Below are 17,348 nucleotides of genomic sequence, written 5' to 3' on the forward strand. Positions count from 1 at the left end.
TCCTCCAAAAAAAATTTGAATACCAATATTACTTTGGCTTCTATTTGTTATGGGATGATTTTTACCTAATCTGAGGGGCGATCACTTGACTCCTATCAACAATTATTAAATGGGTAGTTAGGGATAACACTAACTCCTAAGTAATAACCCTAGAAAAACCTTTGCTTAATCGATACTTAACGGAATCGATCTAAAAGTTTCTTGCTGACTTTATCCAATTGAGTGGAATCTTTGATCAAAAATTGCAGGCCGTTAGAGTCAGCAATGAGGAGTGTATTACCAGCAATACGACGAATATCTTCCTCACCCTTAAGGCGAATTCTGGTGGGGCCGCGATCAGTCTCAATATCCCAAATACTCGGGGTAGCAAAAGTGGATACCTTAGTGATTTTTTTAATCACAGGCATGAATTCACGAGCTCTCAACTCCTCCTCAATCAGAGCTAAATCGCCTTCGGGAATGGTGTAAATGCTATCAAACCAACATAACTCCTTGCCCGACTGATCCATGATTGAGATTCCGGCACCTGGTGCGGTAATCGGAAATGCTCTTACTGGATAGACGCCAACATGACGAGTACCAACTGCATCAATGAGTACTAGTCGACCAAGGGCGTCACGCTCAAGCTTGTGTGGCTTTTGATGCTGACTCATACCCCGCCTCCAGTTTCTTTGGCAATGACTTGGAGGTTTTCTTGTTTGAGTTCACTCTCGTCAATACTTTCACCAATGGCGCCACCCTCAACCAACTCCGCAGCATGACGCAATTGAGCTTGATACAAGGCGTAGTAGGCGCCCTGCGCATCCATTAACGCATCATGCGAGCCGATCTCCACGATCTCACCTTTATCAAGCACAACCAAGCGGTCTGCTTTTCTTAAAGTAGAGAGGCGATGGGCAATCGCAATCGTAGTACGACCCTTGACCAGATTATCTAAAGCACGCTGAATTTCTTTTTCAGTGGTGGTGTCTACCGATGAGGTAGCCTCATCCAAAATCAAAATACTTGGATTAATCAAGAGTGCACGTGCAATAGAAATACGTTGACGCTCGCCACCTGAAAGGGATTGACCGCGCTCACCTACTAATGAGTCATAACCGAGTGGCAAACGAAGAATAAATTCATGCGCATGTGCTGCGCGCGCCGCTTCAATAATTTCTTCACGAGTAGCCTCTGGCTTTCCATACGCAATATTTTCTGCAATCGTGCCAAAGAATAGAAACGGCTCTTGTAAAACCAAACCAATACGTTTGCGATAGTCGGCAATCCTGATGCTGCGAATATCGCGCCCGTCCAAGGCAATCGAACCAGCGCTGACGTCATAAAAGCGGCAGATTAAGTTCACCAAAGTACTCTTACCAGAGCCGCTATGGCCTACTAAACCAATCATTTCTCCAGGAGCAATATCTAGATCAATCCCTTTAGAAACAGCACGATTGCCGTAGCGGAAACCCACGCCCCGTAGGGAGATGTGGCCCTTCACTGAACCCAAAGGTGCTGGATTAATTGGCTCAGGAACACTCGAAACATGATCCAAGATATCAAAAATACGCTTAGCTCCAGCCGCGGCTTTTTGCGTATGCGAAACGATGCGACTCATTGAATCAAGTCGAATGTAAAAACGTCCGATATAAGCAAGGAAGGCAATCAACACACCAACGGTGACCTTTTGATGTGCAACCTGCCAAATACCAAAACCCCACACTACTAAAAGACCGGTTTCCGTTAATAGCGTTACTGTTGGGGAGAACAAACCCCATACGCGATTGACACGATCATTGATTTGCAAATTGTGTTTATTGGAATCAACAAAGCGTTTGAGCTCACGATCTTCTTGGGCAAACGCTTTGACTACCCGGATCCCTGGAATCGTATCAGCCAAGATATTAGTTACCTCAGACCAAACGCGATCAATCTTTTCAAAACCAAATCGCAGCTTATCGCGCACTACATGAATCATCCACACAATAAAGGGCAATGGTGCCAAAGTGACTAATGCCAGCAAAGGGTCAATTGATACCAAAATTGCTGCCGTCATCGTAATCATGATGACATCGGTTGCAAAATCCAGAGCGTACAAAGATAAGAATACGCAGATACGATCTGTCTCAGCGCCAATACGTGCAATCAAGTCGCCGGTTCTTTTGCCACCAAAATACTCTAAGGACAATTTGAGCAAATGTTCAAAAGTTGTATTACGTAGATCCGCACCGATGCGCTCACTCACTAAAGCGAGTAAATAGGTTTTCCACCAACCGAGACCCCAAGCAACAATTGCTGCAGCAAATAAAGCGAAGAGGTATTTACTAGCTAAATCAAAATCAATCGGATTGCCTTTTTCATAGGGAATCAACACATGGTCCATCAATGGCATCGTCAAATAGGGCGGAATCAGCGTGGCACCGGTTGACAGTAAAGTCAGAACAAAGCCCAGTAAGAGCTCTTTTTTATAGGGGCGTGCAAAGCGCCACAACTTAAATAAAGTCCAAGTCGATGGAGGGGCATCCTCCTCTGGATCGCACGTTGGGCAAGCGTCTGAGTTAGCAGGCTTAGGGCTTAAACACACTAGACAAACTTGCTTATCGTATTCAGAGGCCTCGGGCTCGTTACCAAGCTGGTCACCCCGAATTAACTGCCTAAAACCACTCTGCAGGCGCAATACTTGAGGATTAACGGCCAAAGTGAAGTACCAGAGTCGCAGTAGGCTAGCCTCAGACTCCAGCTTGAGATGCCCTACTCCAGCGTGGTCGCCATGCAAAAGCTGGGCTCCAGGGCTAATCGGCCAGAATTCCGAGCGAATACCGTCACTCCAAAATAGACCCGTAGAAATCAAGCAAAGCAGGCTTTTCTCAAAGCGCATTTCACCATCGAGATCAAGCTCAACCCATGCCAGTATGGAGTTGAGATCTTTTACTGGGGATTGAGAAGCTTCTAAAACACTAGCCCAATGACCTGGCAAAGTGTGTGCGGATGGGGAAATTTCAGGCTTCATTAATCTTAAAAGTATAGTGGAGCTCAGTTTTTTAGATTTACTAATACTGTCAACCTTAGTGGGTAGAAAGCCGTTAAGTTGACAAAGTAGGCTTTTTTAAGCATTTTTGCTAATTTTGTGGATTTTGAATAATTACTAGAACCAGAGAGACAGTCTGAGACATCTCCGCCCTCATTTTCCATGTTGGCGCCGTGATCCCCCACTCCACATATGCCCCAATTACTAGATAAAACCATTGAAATCCTGAGTCATAGACATCTTCGTGGCCCCAATATGTGGAGCTACAACCCAGCGCTTGAGGTATTGATTGATATCGGCGACTTGGAAGATTACCCTTCTGACCTCATTCCCGGTTTTTACGATCGCCTTAGTAAGTGCCTTCCCAGCCTGCATGAACATCGCTGCAGCTACGGAGAGCCGGGCGGGTTTTTAAAGCGCGTTGAAGAAGGTACATGGCCTGGACATATTCTGGAACACCTCACCATTGAGCTGCAAAACTTAGCTGGCATTGCGGGTGGCTTTGGCAGAGCCCGGGACGGTGGCCGTCGAGGCGTATACAAAGTCATTGTGAGCGCTACCGAAGAGGCCGTGACATTGCAGGCCTTTCAGTTTGCACGCGATCTTCTCCTCACCTTAATTAAAGATAATGGCGATGCTATTGCGCAAAGAGAACAGATTGTTGAAGACCTTCGCGATTTAAGCGATGACCTCTGTCTTGGTCCCAGTACAGCCTGCATCGTCAACGCTGCAACCGCACGAGAAATTCCCTACATCAGGCTATCTAGCGGCAATTTAGTACAACTTGGATACGGCTCTAAGCAAAGACGTATTTGGACGGCAGAAACTGATCAAACTAGCGCCATCGCAGAAACTATCTCGCGCGATAAAGACCTTACCAAGAGCTTACTTGCCAGTGCTGGCGTCCCTACTCCAGAGGGTAGAACTGTTACTAGTCCGGATGACGCCTGGGAAGCGGCGCAAGATATTGGCCTGCCAGTAGTTGTAAAGCCAATCGATGGCAATCATGGTCGTGGTGTATTTATCAATCTCTATACCCAACAAGAAATTGAAGCGGCATATGCTGTTGCTATTAACGAAGGTAGTGAAGTTTTAGTAGAGCGACATATCATCGGTGACGAACATCGCTTATTGGTAGTGGGCAATAAAGTAGTAGCAGCTGCCAAAGGTGAAACCGTTTGGATTACGGGGGATAGCAAACATACCGTTCTTGAACTCATTCAGATTCAAATTAATTCTGACCCACGTCGGGGTACCACCGAAGAGTGCCCCCTCAATCCAGTACGTATCGATTCTGCGGTTGAGTTAGAGCTTGCACGCCAGAAACTCACTGGTGACAGCATTCCCAGCATTGATCAAAAGGTACTCATTCAAAGTAACGGTAACGTTGCATTTGATGTAACCGATTTAGTTCACCCTGAAGTAGCTCATCAAGTTGCTCTAGCTGCACGCGTAGTAGGATTAGAAATTGCTGGTATTGACCTTGTGGCCCAAGATATCAGTAAACCACTAGAGTCACAGAATGCTGCCATCGTCGAGGTCAATGCAGGTCCTGGCTTATTGATGCATTTAAAACCTGCCAGCGGCAAACCTCAACCTGTAGGCGAAGAAATTGCAAATCATTTATTCCCGCCAGGTTACGATTTCCGAATTCCTATTGTTGGCATTAGTGGCAATTCCGGAAGAACCATCGTTGCTGAAATGGTTGCCCATTTTATTAGACTGACTAACGCGCATGTTGGACTCTCCACTACCAATGGCTTGTATTTCGGTAGCCGTACCATTAAGCAAACCTCATCTTCTCATTGGGATAATGCGCGACGTACTCTACAAAATAGGGCTATCGAAGTTGCTGTAATTGAGAATGACAATGCCTCTCTTTTGCTAGAAGGTCTCGCATACGACCAATGTCAAGTTGGCATCGTTCTCAACATTGATCCGCTTAAGCTCTTTCCAGAACACTACATCAGTGAAGAAGATCAATTATTTAACGTGGTTCGAACTCAGGTTGATGTCGTGTTGCCGACAGGCACTAGCGTGTTAAATGCAGATGACTCCATGATTGTGAAAATGGCTGAACTCAGCAAGGGTGAAGTGATGTATTTCTCTCAAGACCCAGCCTCCCCTGTAATAGCTGCTCACCAAGAAAAAGATGGCCGCTCAATCATTGTGGGCCTATCTTTCATCACCCTTAAACAGGGTAAGTTAGATAAATTAGTTATCCCCATCCCACCAAGCGTGAGAGATGCATCTCTTGATTGGGCTCCCAACTTAAGTCTTGCAGCTGCCATTGGAGCTGCTTGGGCTTTAGATATTCCGTTCAACGTTATCGAAGCTGGTGTTGAAACATTTGTTTCCAGCTCTAATATTCCAGCAGGGGCTTAATTGGAAATCACCCGTATTCGCATGTTGCGTGGCCCAAATTTATGGAGCCGCCATACCGCTCTAGAGGCAATTGTTTCTTGTGACGAATCAGAGCGTTCAATCGACTCAATTCCCCAATTTGAAATAAAGATTCGTGAGCGCTTTCCGCAATTAGGTAGTATGCGTCGCGGTGGGCAAAATGAAACTCTATCCCTAGCACACGCGCTAGAACATGCTGCTTTAGGTCTTCAATCTCAAGCAGGCTGCCCCGTCACTTTTAGTCGTACAGTACAAACCATTGATGTAGGTGTATATCAAGTTGTAGTGGAGTACACCGAAGAAGTCGTTGGACGCATGGCTTTTGACTTTGCCTTTGCATTAATTCAAGCAACACTGAGCGATGTGCCTTTTGATTTAGTAGCCGCCCTATCAGAATTAGAGGCTCTATATGAAGATGTTCGCCTAGGCCCGAGTACTGGTTCGATTGTTGATGCTGCAGTACAGAGAAACATCCCCTATCGCCGAATGACTGAGGGCAGCATGGTGCAGTTTGGCTGGGGTAGCAAACAGAAACGTATTCAAGCCGCCGAGACCAGCGATACAAGCGCAATTGCAGAAGCCATTGCACAAGACAAAGAGCTCACTAAAAATCTCTTAGCAGCCGCAGGCGTATCAGTTCCAATTGGTGAGGTCGTTACCACCGCTGATGATGCATGGCGCGCTACACAGAAAATTGGTGGCCCCATAGTGCTTAAACCTAAGGATGGCAATCAAGGTAAAGGCGTTGTTGCAAACATTCAAACAGAGGAAGAGGTACGTGCTGGTTTTGTTGTGACCCAAGCCTTTGGTCGAGAAACCATTGTGGAGCGCTATTTACCTGGCGCAGACTACCGTTTATTAGTAGTCGGCAATCGCCTATCTGCTGCGGCACGTCGCGAACCCGCTCAAGTGATTGGCGATGACAAGCATACCGTTGCCGAACTAGTTGAGCTGGAAAATAAAAATCCATTACGTGGTGACGGTCATGCAACAGCATTAACAAAGATTCGGTTTGACGATATTGCTCTTGCGCATTTAGCCAGCAATAATCTGAGTCCCAAATACATTCCCAAAACTGGGGAACGCGTTTTGCTGCGTAACAATGCCAACCTGAGTACTGGTGGCACGGCAACTGATGTCACAGATGACGTCCATCCAGATGTTGCAGCCAGCGCTATCGCTGCTGCGCAAATGATTGGCTTGGACATCGCTGGTGTCGACATTCTGTGCGAGGCAATTTATAAACCTTTAGAGGGTCAAGGTGGTGGCATCGTTGAAGTCAATGCCGCTCCAGGCCTTCGGATGCATCTCAAGCCTTCCTATGGCAAGAGTCGCCCTGTAGGCGAAGACATCATCAATACAATGTACCCGCTTGGCGAGGATGGCAGGATTCCAGTTGTAGCTGTCACTGGAACAAATGGTAAAACGACTACCGTACGTCTGATTTCTCATTTACTCAATGAGACTGGTTTACGTGTTGGCATGACAACCACCGATGGCGTGTATATCAACCATCGCTTAATTGATTCCGGAGACTGTAGTGGGCCTAAGAGTGCTCGTAATGTCCTCATGCATCCCGATGTGGATGCTGCTGTTTTAGAAACAGCTCGTGGCGGTATGCTGCGCGAAGGTTTAGGCTTTGACCGCTGCGAAGTGGCTGTAGTTACCAATATTGGTGAAGGGGATCATCTTGGTCTTAACTACATCACTAGCGTTGAAGACTTAGCTATCTTAAAACGGGTAGTTGTTCAAAATGTGGCACCGTCTGGCGCTGCAGTCCTCAATGCCACGGATCCCATAGTAGTGAAGATGGGGGACGTTTGTACAGGTCGAGTGATCTTCTTTGCGCAAAATCAACATCACCCCGTGATTGCCGCACATCGAGCTAAAAACAAAAAAGTGATTTACTTTGACGGTGCCTTTATCGTCTGCTCTAAAGGGTCTCGCGTTCTCTTCCGCTTCCCAGTCAGCGAAATTCCCCTAACTCAGAATGGTGTTTTAGGCTTTCAAATTGAAAATGCGATGGCCTCTATTGGCGCGGCTTGGGCATTAGGCTTGGATGCTGAAAAGATTGCGCGTGGCCTCCACTCCTTTGAAAGCTCTGCCAATGCAGTGCCAGGACGCTTCAATCAATTCCAGCACAAAGGCGCTACAGTCATTGCTGACTATGGCCACAATCCAGATGCTATGCGCGCTTTAGCTAGCGCGATTGAGGCCATGAAACCCAAGAAGAGTCACGTAGTCATCAGTGGCGCCGGCGATCGTCGTGATGAGGATATTCGCGATCTGACCCGCATCCTTGGTGATAGCTTTGACAATGTCATCCTGTATCAAGATCAGTGTCAGCGTGGCCGCGAAGATGGGGAAGTGCTCAAGCTTCTTCAAGAAGGTTTAGTAGGTACTAAGAAAGCCAAACAAGTCAAAGAGATTACTGGTGAATTTCTTGCTATTGATACCGCACTTAATGATTTATCTGCTGGTGATATCTGCCTGATACTAATTGACCAGGTCGAAGAATCGCTTGCCTATCTTAAAGAGAAGGTTCAGCCATAATCATTAGATTCAATTTTCAGGCAATTACCTGAAGTAAAAACGCCCAATCAGTGATTGGGCGTTTTTCTTGGATCTCAGATAGCGGCAAATACTTACGCCTGTGAATGGTAATGCTGCAAGCGCTCAATCTCTTCTTTAGATCCCAACATCACAGAGACGCGCTCATGCAATTCTGTCGGAATCATATCCATGATTAATTGATCGCCATTAGTTGATGCACCACCAGCCTGCTCCACTAAAAAACTCATAGGGTTGGCTTCATACATCAGGCGCAGCTTGCCCGGCTTATGTGGTTCACGTTGATCCCATGGATACATAAAGATACCGCCACGCGATAAGACACGGTGAACATCGGCAACCATGGATGCAATCCAGCGCATGTTGAAATCTTTGTCACGTTCGCCGCTCACGCCTGCTAAGCACTCATCCACATAACGACGCACAGGCTCAGCCCAGTGACGCATATTCGACATATTGATGGCAAATTCTTTTGTTGAGTGAGCAATCTCTACTGCATGCTTAATTAATACAAATTCACCAGTGACCTTATTCAAGGTGAACATCACTACGCCATCGCCCAGCGTTAATGCCATGGTGGTTTGCGGACCATAGACAACATAGCCTGCAGCCACCTGATGACGACCTGATAATAAGAAATCCGAAGTTTGTAATGGCGCTGCAGGATCTTGTTTCTTGAGTACAGAGAAAATGGTGCCGATGGATACATTCACATCAATATTGGATGAGCCATCCAATGGATCAAATAATAGTAAGTAGTCGCCAGTACCCTGAACTGTGAGCGGTAACTCCATCTCTTCAGAAGCTAGCCCAGCCAATGATTTACATCCCTGTACGCCATCAATTAATAAGTCATTGGCAATCACATCCAGTTTTTGCTGGACCTCACCCTGGACATTACCAGTGCCAGCAGAGCCCAATAGGCCAATTAAGGCTCCTTGTGCAACCTCATGACTCAAGGTTGAGCAAGTTGCTGCAACTGCTAATAAGAGCTCTTGTAGACCTGCAGGGATGTGCGCACCTTTCACCTTAGTGGATGTCAGGTATTGCTTGAAATTGGTATTAAAAGTACTTGAAGCGCTCAAAAGGAATTTCTCCGTAGATGCTGTCTAAACAACATTTCTTTACATAAGTTCTATTTTGCCTTGTTCGGCCAACAAACTCTCAAATCTGAACTTGGAAAGACGTTCTGAAGGGATTTAGCACACCATTATCAGTAATTTCATATAGATTGATGATATATTTGATGTTAATATGCATCATTATTGATGAGGAAAGCCATGAGAACAACCGTAACTATTGATGATGAGCTTTATCAACGGGGATTAGAGCTTGCAGACCCTGAAATGGATAAGGCTGACCTTTTCCGCGAAGCAATGAGTGTGTTTGTCAGAGTTCAAATCGGCAAACGGTTGGCAGCGTTGGGCGGAAAGGCGCCTGAAATGAAGAATATTCCCCGCCGAAAACCAAAGGACGGTCAATAACTATGACAATGGTTTTGGCCGACACCTCAGTATGGATATCTCACTTCAGAAAAGGTAATCCATCATTACAGTCCCTCCTCATGAATGATCAAATCCTATGTCATCCATTAGTCCTTTTAGAGCTTGCTTGCGGATCCCCTCCAGCCCCAAGACTAAAAACTTTGAGTCAACTAAAAAGTTTGCGTCAAGCGACGATAGCAACAACAGAAGAGACAATAGAATTTATTGAGAAAAATAAGTTCTACGATTTGGGTTGCGGAGCGGTTGATATATCACTGCTTACCTCAACGCTACTATCAAAAAATGCTCTACTCTGGACATTTGATAAAAACTTAGAAGCTTTGGCCACCCAGCTTGATGTTGCCTTCAAAGAGAGTTTTCACTGAAATAAACCATCAAATCTAGGGGCAACTTAACTTCCCAAAGCCTTAGAAACCACCTCTTTCACATCTGGGGAGAGGGTTTCACAAGCCGCGACCTGCTTTAGGGCTGCCAACATCTGATCTTGGTAGGGCTTGGCAAATTGACGCCAGCGATCTAATCCCCTAGCTAAACGAGCGGCTACTTGAGGGTTGATTGGGTTTAAGGCTAGAACAGATTCAGCCCAAAATGCATAACCACTGCCATCCGCCTGATGAAAGCTAGCGGGATTGTTCATACAAAAAGCATGGATGACGCTACGAACTCGATTAGGGTTATTCATTTTGAAGGACTCATGCTCACGCAAGCGCTTGACTTCATTCAAGGTGGATTCAGCGTTGGCGACTGGCGGTCTGCTCGATTGCAACGCAAACCATTTATCAATCACTAAAGCATCGTCAGCAAACCGAGTATAAAAATCCTCTAAACAAGCAGCCGCTGATTTTGATCCATGAATGACTAAGCCAGCTAAAGCAGCGTATCGGTCAGTCATGTTGTCGGCATTCTGATATTGATTAACCGCCATTGGCGCCCAGATCAGGGGATCCGCTTCGAGCAACATACTTAGCGCAAGATTCTTTAAGCCACGTTTACCAGCGCTTGCTGCATCTGGATTAAATAGTCCTGGCGTTTGCATCTGCTGATAGAGCGCTGCCCACTCGATACGAAACTCGCTGGCAATGGCATGGCGGAAAGCGCGACGTGCATTATAAATTTGTTGTGGATCAACACTCTCGCACTGTTCATACAGATAAGTCTCGGCAGGTAAAGTCAGTGCCAGTTCTTTGAATGCAGGATCTAAGTCCGGATCAGTTAACAAAGTGCGATAAGCCTCAATCAAAACTTGATCAGGCAAACGATCGGCAAGAATCATTTGCATTGCCAGTTTCTGACCAGCTTCCCAGCGATTAAAAGCATCATCGTCACTTGAGAACATAGTGAGCAGATCAGACTCACTTTGATCAAAATCTAAATTAATCGGAGCTGAGAAATTCCGATTGATGGATAAGACTGGGCGACTCATCACCTGATCAAAAGTCCAGGCTTGCTGACCTTGCGTTAACTCCAACAAAGTTTCAACCTGATCATCTTCAGATGTTAGTAAGCGCATCTTCAGTGGAATATAAAAAAGCTTGCTATCTTTGTGCACTGTATTTGCTGAAGGGCTTTGCGTCAAAGTCACTTGATATTGCTTTTTATCTGCATCATAGAATTCCTCTACCTTGACCTGAGGGGTACCCGCTTGGCTATACCAACTCTTAAATTGAGAAAGATCGCGGCCATTAGCATCAGCCATGGCAGCCAAGAAATCATCACAAGTAACTGCTTGGCCATCATGACGCTGAAAATACAGATCCATGCCTTTGCGAAAACCCTCAACACCTAATAGAGTTTGATACATGCGCACAACTTCAGCGCCTTTCTCATACACGGTAACGGTATAGAAGTTATTAATCTCTTGATATTCGTCTGGACGTATTGGATGCGCCATCGGACCCGCATCTTCAGGGAACTGAAGTTGACGTAATAAGCGTACATCCTCAATTCGCTTTACCGCCCTACCGGACTCGCTACCCATTTGATCGGCAGAGAATTCTTGATCGCGAAATACAGTCAAACCTTCTTTTAATGAAAGCTGAAACCAATCACGACAAGTAACACGATTACCAGTCCAGTTGTGGAAATACTCATGGGCTACGACACTTTCAATATTAGCAAAATCAGCATCCGTTGCAGTCTCAGCTTGAGCTAGGACATACTTGGTATTGAAAACATTAAGGCCCTTGTTCTCCATCGCGCCCATATTGAAATCACCCACCGCCACAATCATAAAGCGCTCAAGATCAAGCTCGAGACCATAACGTTTCTCATCCCAATGAATTGAGGCAATTAAGGAATCCATCGCATGACGGGTCTTTTTCAAATCATGTGGCTCAACCCAAATCTGTAGTAACTTTTTTGCACCACTGCCGGTAGTGATTGTTTCTTCTATGCATTCCAGTTTTCCGGCGACCAAGGCAAATAAGTACGACGGTTTTGGAAACGGATCCTCCCAAACAGCGCTATGCCAACCATTTGGTAATTTTTCAGTACTAATAAGGTTGCCGTTTGATAGCAATACTGGGCATTCCACTTCACGAGCACGGAGAGTTACTCGATAACATGCCATTACATCCGGTCTATCAAGAAAGTAAGTAATCTTTCTGAATCCCTCAGCTTCGCACTGGGTAAAGAAATTCCCATTAGAAACATAGAGGCCCATCAGTGAAGTATTTTTCTCGGGCACACAGACGCAGATAATCTCAACAATGAAGGCTTCTTTACCCTCATTCGGTAAAGCATGGACAGTCAGTGTTTCTGGGCTAAGCTCAAATTGACGATGGGCTACACCATTAATGCGTAAGCTGACAAACTCTAGCTCATGGCCCTGTAGAACTAAAGGTACGCCAAGCGCATGACCAGTACCAGGCAGAACTTCTAGGCGACTCTTCACAATCGTTCTAGCAGGATCTAATGCAATATCTAACTCAACCTGTGAGAATGTGTAACTAGGAGCGCGGTATTCGAGCCTACGAAAGCTCTGTGGAAGATCGGTTTTCATGGAGTAATTTTAAGCCCCATGGGGGAAATTCAACCTAACCCCAAATCAGGGTTGCAATTCCAATAGCAATAAAGGTGACAGCGGCTACCGCATGCACCCATTTAATGGGCATACGTTGAGTAAATTTCTGGCCAATCCAAACAGCCGGGGCATTCGCTAGCATCATCCCCAAGGTAGTACCAACGGTGACAGAAAAGACATCGGAATATTTTGCGCCCAAGGCGATCGTGGCAATCTGGGTCTTGTCCCCCATCTCAGCCAAGAAAAATAGTCCAAGCGTCAGCATAAATACCTGAAAGGCCCTATCTGCCACCTTTGATCCAGCTGCATCATCAATATGATCGGGCACCAAGAGCCAGAGGCCTATCCCCAAAAAGCTCAAGCCTAAGATCCACTTGAGAAGATCTGGACTCATAAAAGTGGTGAGCCAATGTCCTAGCAAAGCTGCACAAGCATGATTGGCAATCGTCGCGATAAATATCCCACCAATAATGGCGAGAGCCTGCTTAGGATAGCGTGCAGCCAACATCAAGGAGAGTAATTGGGTTTTATCACCCATCTCAGCTAGAGCGACTACACCAGTAGAAAGTGCTAATGCAGATAAGTCCATTCTTAGAATGATAGAGGAAAGCTTGGGGGCCAGACCCCCAAGACATTCAAACTGAGGACTGCGGGCAAATTGTTAGGCAGCCAACGACTCTTCCGCCAATACAAAATCTACTTTCTGCGCTTTAGCAACTGGCTCAGATGTGAGATTACCTCGATGAACACTCAAACCGTTACGTAGATGATGATCATGTGACAAGGCCTTTACCATGCCCCTATTTGCTAAGACCTCAATAAAGGGGTAAGTTGCATTCGTCAAAGCAAAGGTAGAAGTTCTGGCGACTGCACCAGGCATATTTGCAACGCAGTAGTGCAGTACGCCATCCACGATAAAGGTAGGATCAGTATGCGTTGTAGCTTTAGAGGTCTCAAAACAACCGCCTTGGTCAATTGCCACATCTACCACTACTGCACCCGCCTTCATTTTGCGTACCATCTCGCGCGTCACTAGCTTTGGTGCTGCAGCACCAGGTAATAACACGGCACCAATGACCACGTCTGCTTCACAAACCTCGAACTCCACCAAAAGTGGATCAGCGTAAAAGGTTCTCACGCGATTGCCGTAAAGTATGTCAATCTGTCTTAAGCAGTCAATATTACGATCGAAAATACAAACATCTGCGCCCATACCCACTGCCATCTGCAGGGCGTTACGCCCCACTACGCCTGCACCCAAGATGACAACCTTTGCCGGCGCTACGCCAGGGACACCTGCCATCAAAATTCCCAATCCTCCATTTGTTTTCTCTAGATGTGCAGCAGCCGCCTGTATAGACATCCGACCCGCAACTTCACTCATTGGAGCCAGAAGCGGTAAAGCGCCATTAAACGAAGTTACTGTTTCATAGGCAATACAACTTGCACCTGATGCGAGCAATGCTTTGGTCTGCAGTGGGTCCGGCGCTAGATGTAAATAGGTAAAGAGAATTTGGTCTTCACGCAACATCGCGCATTCTTGTGGCTGAGGCTCCTTCACCTTCACCACCATTTCTGCCTTAGCAAAAACTTCAGCAGCGCTATTGATTAATGTAGCGCCAGCTAGACGATAGGATTCATCGCTCAGACCAATTTGCTCACCTGCCCCACGTTGCACCAAGACAGAATGGCCTTGCTTACATAAACCCCGGACATTGCCTGGGGTCAAGCCAACACGAAATTCATTATTTTTTACTTCTTGAGGTACGCCAACAATCATTTATGTCTCCTTATTTGAATTCACGACTCAGTTTTGTTTTGCGATGTAAACCAACGATGTAGAACATGGCGAGATACACGCCTAATAAGCACGGACCTAAGACCAAGGCAATCCGTGCATCTTCATGGAAACCCATCAACACCACTACCAAGGCAATAAATGCCAATGCGAACCACGAGGAATAGGGCCACCAAGGTGTGCGATATGCCAACTCAGCAACCTGGACTTTTGTCAGCGAGAGACGAAACTGAATTTGCGTAATCAAAATAGCAATCCACACCATCAAACCTACAAAGGTCACTGCAGCCATGATGTATTGAAATGCCTTATCTGGAACAAAGTAGTTCAGCACTACGCCAGTCATACAAACCGCTACAGTAGCGATCACCGCACGATGTGGAACGCCATACTTCGATAACTTGGCAAATGGCGAAGGTGCGTAGCCATTGACTGAGAGTGCATATAGGAGTCGCCCACCACTAAAGATGCCAGCATTGCAAGATGACAGGGCAGCAGTAATCACTACGAAGTTAATGATTCCGGCAGCTTCACGTAAACCGATTCGCTCGAACATCACTACGAATGGACTACCTTGTTGCCCAACCTCATTCCAAGGGAAGATTGCTAGGATGACAAAAATCGCACCCATATAGAAAATAAGGATGCGCCATGCCAATGAATCGATCGCCATCGGAATAGTTTTACGTGGATTTTCTGCTTCACCGGCAGATAAGCCAATCATCTCAATGCCAACGTAGGCAAACAAAACCATCTGCAGAGAAAGCAACATACCACTAATGCCGTTGGGGAAAAAGCCACCTTGTTGCCATAAGTTAGCAAGGCCAATAGGACTCCAGTCATTAGTAAAGCCAAAGAAAATGACTGAGCCACCTAATGCAATCATGGCAACAATAGCGACCACTTTGATGAGAGCAAACCAAAACTCAAACTCGCCAAATACTTTTACGGCAATGAGGTTAATAAGACCCATCATCAAAATGGAAGATAAAGCCCAAATCCACTGGGGCGTCTCGGGAAACCAAATCCCCATATAAATACCAACCGCAGTAACTTCAGCTATTCCGACGACGATCCAGTAGGTCCAGTAACCCCACCCGACCATATAGCCAGCAAGCGGTCCTAAGTAGGTATTGGCATAAGCCGCAAATGAACCTGCGACCGGTTCATGCACTGCCATCTCGCCCAAGGTGCGAAGCACGATGAAGGCCACGATACCAGCCAGAAAGTATCCCAATAAGATTGAAGGTCCTGCGATTTGAATCGCACTTGCCGAGCCTAGAAATAATCCAACGCCAATAGTCGACCCTAAAGCCATGAGGCGAATGTGCCGTACTTTGAGGTGGCGCTGTAAACCAGTTTGTTCAGTCTGCAAAAGAGACCTCCTTTCGATTTGTCGTTGGTAAATCACCAACGAGGCAAAGTCTAGGGAGGACTGCGCATCTGCACTAGGGGATGGAAATGCGCAAAGTATCTAAACAAATAAATTTGCTGCGTAATAAATGAGCGTTCTTTATCAACGCAGGCTTAATGGGCTATTAATAAATTTGGGATGACATCAGAATCCGTAATTTCCTACAGGGATTCCCCTTAAGGATTTAGGGATGGATTTGAAAGAATGACTTACTGGGCAGCAATCAGATTCAAAACTTCAGCGGCGGCGGCTAAACCACAAGCTGCCGTGACCATCACGGTAGAACCATAACCAGAGCAAGCAAGGCCGCCACTAGCAACGCCAGCGCGGGGCTCATGAGAGTAAATAGCGCGAATGCCAATTTTTCTTTTCAAGTTTCTAGAAAAGCCATGATCCTGTCTGAGGCCTTGACGCACCTTCGCCAACAAGGCATCTTGCTCAGTTCGCGAAAGATCATCGCAGCGCACAGAAGTAGGATCTGACTTTCCACCAGCAGCACCACACATAACCAAAGCACGCGAATTTTTATTCGCCCACACTGCTAGAGCAATTTTGGTTTGCACTGAATCGGTTGCATCTAAAACAATGGCATGCTCCGGAATCAAGTTATCTAGATTTTCTGGCTCTAAAAACGCATCATGGGTGGTGAGCATGATGTCAGGATTAATTTGGCGAATGCGATCAGTCATAGCCTGCACTTTTGCCTTGCCGTACTCACCCTCTAAGGCATGTAGTTGTCGATTAGTATTGCTTTCTGCAATGTGATCGAAATCGATCAAGACGAGATGTCCGATGGCAGTGCGCGCCAATGCTTCAGCGGCCCACGATCCCACCCCACCCAATCCTGCCACTACCACTGTCGCATGGCGAAAACGCTCACGCAGCTCTGGACCATATAGCCGAGCTACACCCCCAAAACGACGATCCCCCAAACTGTCTTCTATCTTGTCTTCTGCCATAGACTCTCTTTATACTGAAAAAATGGACTCCATTGCTCAACTCCGCAAAAACTACACCTTCGGCAAGCTTTCAGAGACTGAGGTTTCATCTAACCCTTTGGACTTATTTCAGGTTTGGTTCGATCAGGCTGTCAAAGCTGAATGTCCCGAACCCAACTCCATGACTTTGGCAACTGCAGACTCAGCGGGTAATCCATCAGCCCGTATTGTCTTACTAAAAGGCGCTGATAGTAATGGCTTTAGCTTCTTTACTAATTATGAAAGCCAAAAAGGTAAAGAGCTGGCTACTCGCCCACACGCTGCCTTGCTATTTCATTGGCACGAGCTAGAACGTCAGGTTCGCATCAAAGGGGGCGTTGAGCGTGTTAGCGCTGCCGAGAGCGATGCATACTTTCACTCCCGCCCAGCCGCATCTCGAATTGGGGCATGGGCCTCACCACAAAGCTCCGCGATTCCCAATCGTGAATTTCTTGAGGAAGCTGAAAAGCGTTTCGCGGCAGATTTTGGAGATAAGCCACCACGGCCAGAGCACTGGGGCGGGTATCGTCTTCGCCCCACAGAGATTGAGTTCTGGCAAGGCCGTCCTTCACGCCTACATGACCGCATTCACTATCAACTTCATGGCGCTCAATGGCGCATTACTCGCCTAGCGCCATAAAAGATTGA

13 protein-coding genes are annotated in these 17,348 nt (G+C 46.4%); 5 read left to right on the plus strand and 8 right to left on the minus strand.

Annotated elements, in window-relative coordinates:
• Nucleotides 1-176: 176 nt before the first annotated feature.
• The gene (locus ICN26_RS01405) at nucleotides 177-653 is read right to left on the minus strand and encodes a cyanophycin metabolism-associated DUF1854 family protein (protein ID WP_216266258.1); all 477 of its coding nucleotides are present in this window, start codon (nucleotides 651-653) and stop codon (nucleotides 177-179) included.
• Nucleotides 650-2,992: a cyanophycin metabolism-associated ABC transporter gene (locus tag ICN26_RS01410; RefSeq protein WP_216266259.1), complete on the minus strand. Its 2,343-nt coding sequence runs from the start codon at nucleotides 2,990-2,992 to the stop codon at nucleotides 650-652. The genes ICN26_RS01405 and ICN26_RS01410 overlap by 4 nt, the downstream gene beginning before the upstream one ends.
• Before the next feature lie 210 nt (nucleotides 2,993-3,202).
• On the opposite strand from ICN26_RS01410, the gene ICN26_RS01415 reads away from it, so the two are divergent.
• Nucleotides 3,203-5,395, plus strand: a complete 2,193-nt coding sequence (locus ICN26_RS01415) for a cyanophycin synthetase (protein WP_216266260.1) — start codon at nucleotides 3,203-3,205, stop codon at nucleotides 5,393-5,395.
• Nucleotides 5,396-7,966 carry a cyanophycin synthetase gene (gene cphA, locus ICN26_RS01420; protein ID WP_216266261.1) on the plus strand — a complete coding sequence of 857 codons (2,571 nt, stop codon included), beginning with the start codon at nucleotides 5,396-5,398 and terminating at the stop codon, nucleotides 7,964-7,966.
• 92 nt (nucleotides 7,967-8,058) lie between these two features.
• On the opposite strand, the gene ICN26_RS01425 is transcribed toward cphA, so the two are convergent.
• On the minus strand, nucleotides 8,059-9,069 hold the full coding sequence (locus ICN26_RS01425; RefSeq protein WP_216266262.1) for a class 1 fructose-bisphosphatase: 1,011 nt from the start codon (nucleotides 9,067-9,069) through the stop codon (nucleotides 8,059-8,061).
• Between the two features lie 195 nt (nucleotides 9,070-9,264).
• Here ICN26_RS01425 and ICN26_RS01430 point away from each other — a divergent pair, with 195 nt between their 5' ends.
• Nucleotides 9,265-9,468: a type II toxin-antitoxin system VapB family antitoxin gene (locus ICN26_RS01430; RefSeq protein ID WP_215309573.1), complete on the plus strand. Its 204-nt coding sequence runs from the start codon at nucleotides 9,265-9,267 to the stop codon at nucleotides 9,466-9,468.
• An 80-nt stretch (nucleotides 9,469-9,548) separates the two neighbouring features.
• Nucleotides 9,549-9,854 carry a VapC toxin family PIN domain ribonuclease gene (locus tag ICN26_RS01435; protein ID WP_369411766.1) on the plus strand — a complete coding sequence of 102 codons (306 nt, stop codon included), beginning with the start codon at nucleotides 9,549-9,551 and terminating at the stop codon, nucleotides 9,852-9,854.
• A 26-nt stretch (nucleotides 9,855-9,880) separates the two neighbouring features.
• Here ICN26_RS01435 and pepN read toward each other — a convergent pair whose 3' ends face one another.
• The 5 genes from pepN to ICN26_RS01460 all read right to left on the minus strand — a co-directional run bounded on the left by pepN (nucleotide 9,881) and on the right by ICN26_RS01460 (nucleotide 16,682).
• On the minus strand, nucleotides 9,881-12,490 hold the full coding sequence (pepN, locus tag ICN26_RS01440) for an aminopeptidase N (RefSeq protein ID WP_216266264.1): 2,610 nt from the start codon (nucleotides 12,488-12,490) through the stop codon (nucleotides 9,881-9,883).
• 34 nt (nucleotides 12,491-12,524) lie between these two features.
• On the minus strand, nucleotides 12,525-13,100 hold the full coding sequence (locus ICN26_RS01445; protein ID WP_216266265.1) for a TMEM165/GDT1 family protein: 576 nt from the start codon (nucleotides 13,098-13,100) through the stop codon (nucleotides 12,525-12,527).
• Nucleotides 13,101-13,172: 72 nt separating this feature from the next.
• Nucleotides 13,173-14,291, minus strand: coding sequence for an alanine dehydrogenase (gene ald, locus ICN26_RS01450; RefSeq protein ID WP_216266267.1), 1,119 nt, complete (start codon nucleotides 14,289-14,291; stop codon nucleotides 13,173-13,175).
• Between the two features lie 10 nt (nucleotides 14,292-14,301).
• On the minus strand, nucleotides 14,302-15,627 hold the full coding sequence (locus ICN26_RS01455) for an amino acid permease (RefSeq protein WP_304610413.1): 1,326 nt from the start codon (nucleotides 15,625-15,627) through the stop codon (nucleotides 14,302-14,304).
• Between the two features lie 305 nt (nucleotides 15,628-15,932).
• The gene (locus ICN26_RS01460) at nucleotides 15,933-16,682 is read right to left on the minus strand and encodes a tRNA threonylcarbamoyladenosine dehydratase (RefSeq protein ID WP_216266271.1); all 750 of its coding nucleotides are present in this window, start codon (nucleotides 16,680-16,682) and stop codon (nucleotides 15,933-15,935) included.
• Between the two features lie 22 nt (nucleotides 16,683-16,704).
• On the opposite strand from ICN26_RS01460, the gene pdxH reads away from it, so the two are divergent.
• Nucleotides 16,705-17,340, plus strand: a complete 636-nt coding sequence (gene pdxH, locus ICN26_RS01465) for a pyridoxamine 5'-phosphate oxidase (protein ID WP_216266273.1) — start codon at nucleotides 16,705-16,707, stop codon at nucleotides 17,338-17,340.
• Nucleotides 17,341-17,348 lie beyond the last annotated feature (8 nt).

The sequence above is a fragment of the Polynucleobacter hallstattensis genome, assembly GCF_018881835.1.
GTDB classification, from domain to species: domain Bacteria; phylum Pseudomonadota; class Gammaproteobacteria; order Burkholderiales; family Burkholderiaceae; genus Polynucleobacter; species Polynucleobacter hallstattensis.

Excerpts from the sequence above, each read along its gene's own strand:
- ICN26_RS01405 (WP_216266258.1), bottom strand. The coding sequence starts at position 653 with ATGAGTCAGCATCAAAAGCCACACAAGCTTGAGCGTGACGCCCTTGGT.
- ICN26_RS01410 (WP_216266259.1), bottom strand. The coding sequence starts at position 2,992 with ATGAAGCCTGAAATTTCCCCATCCGCACACACTTTGCCAGGTCATTGG.
- ICN26_RS01415 (WP_216266260.1), top strand. The coding sequence starts at position 3,203 with ATGCCCCAATTACTAGATAAAACCATTGAAATCCTGAGTCATAGACAT.
- ICN26_RS01430 (WP_215309573.1), top strand. The coding sequence starts at position 9,265 with ATGAGAACAACCGTAACTATTGATGATGAGCTTTATCAACGGGGATTA.
- ICN26_RS01435 (WP_369411766.1), top strand. The coding sequence starts at position 9,549 with ATGAATGATCAAATCCTATGTCATCCATTAGTCCTTTTAGAGCTTGCT.
- pepN (WP_216266264.1), bottom strand. The coding sequence starts at position 12,490 with ATGAAAACCGATCTTCCACAGAGCTTTCGTAGGCTCGAATACCGCGCT.
- ICN26_RS01445 (WP_216266265.1), bottom strand. The coding sequence starts at position 13,100 with ATGGACTTATCTGCATTAGCACTTTCTACTGGTGTAGTCGCTCTAGCT.
- ald (WP_216266267.1), bottom strand. The coding sequence starts at position 14,291 with ATGATTGTTGGCGTACCTCAAGAAGTAAAAAATAATGAATTTCGTGTT.
- ICN26_RS01455 (WP_304610413.1), bottom strand. The coding sequence starts at position 15,627 with ATGGCTTTAGGGTCGACTATTGGCGTTGGATTATTTCTAGGCTCGGCA.
- ICN26_RS01460 (WP_216266271.1), bottom strand. The coding sequence starts at position 16,682 with ATGGCAGAAGACAAGATAGAAGACAGTTTGGGGGATCGTCGTTTTGGG.
- pdxH (WP_216266273.1), top strand. The coding sequence starts at position 16,705 with ATGGACTCCATTGCTCAACTCCGCAAAAACTACACCTTCGGCAAGCTT.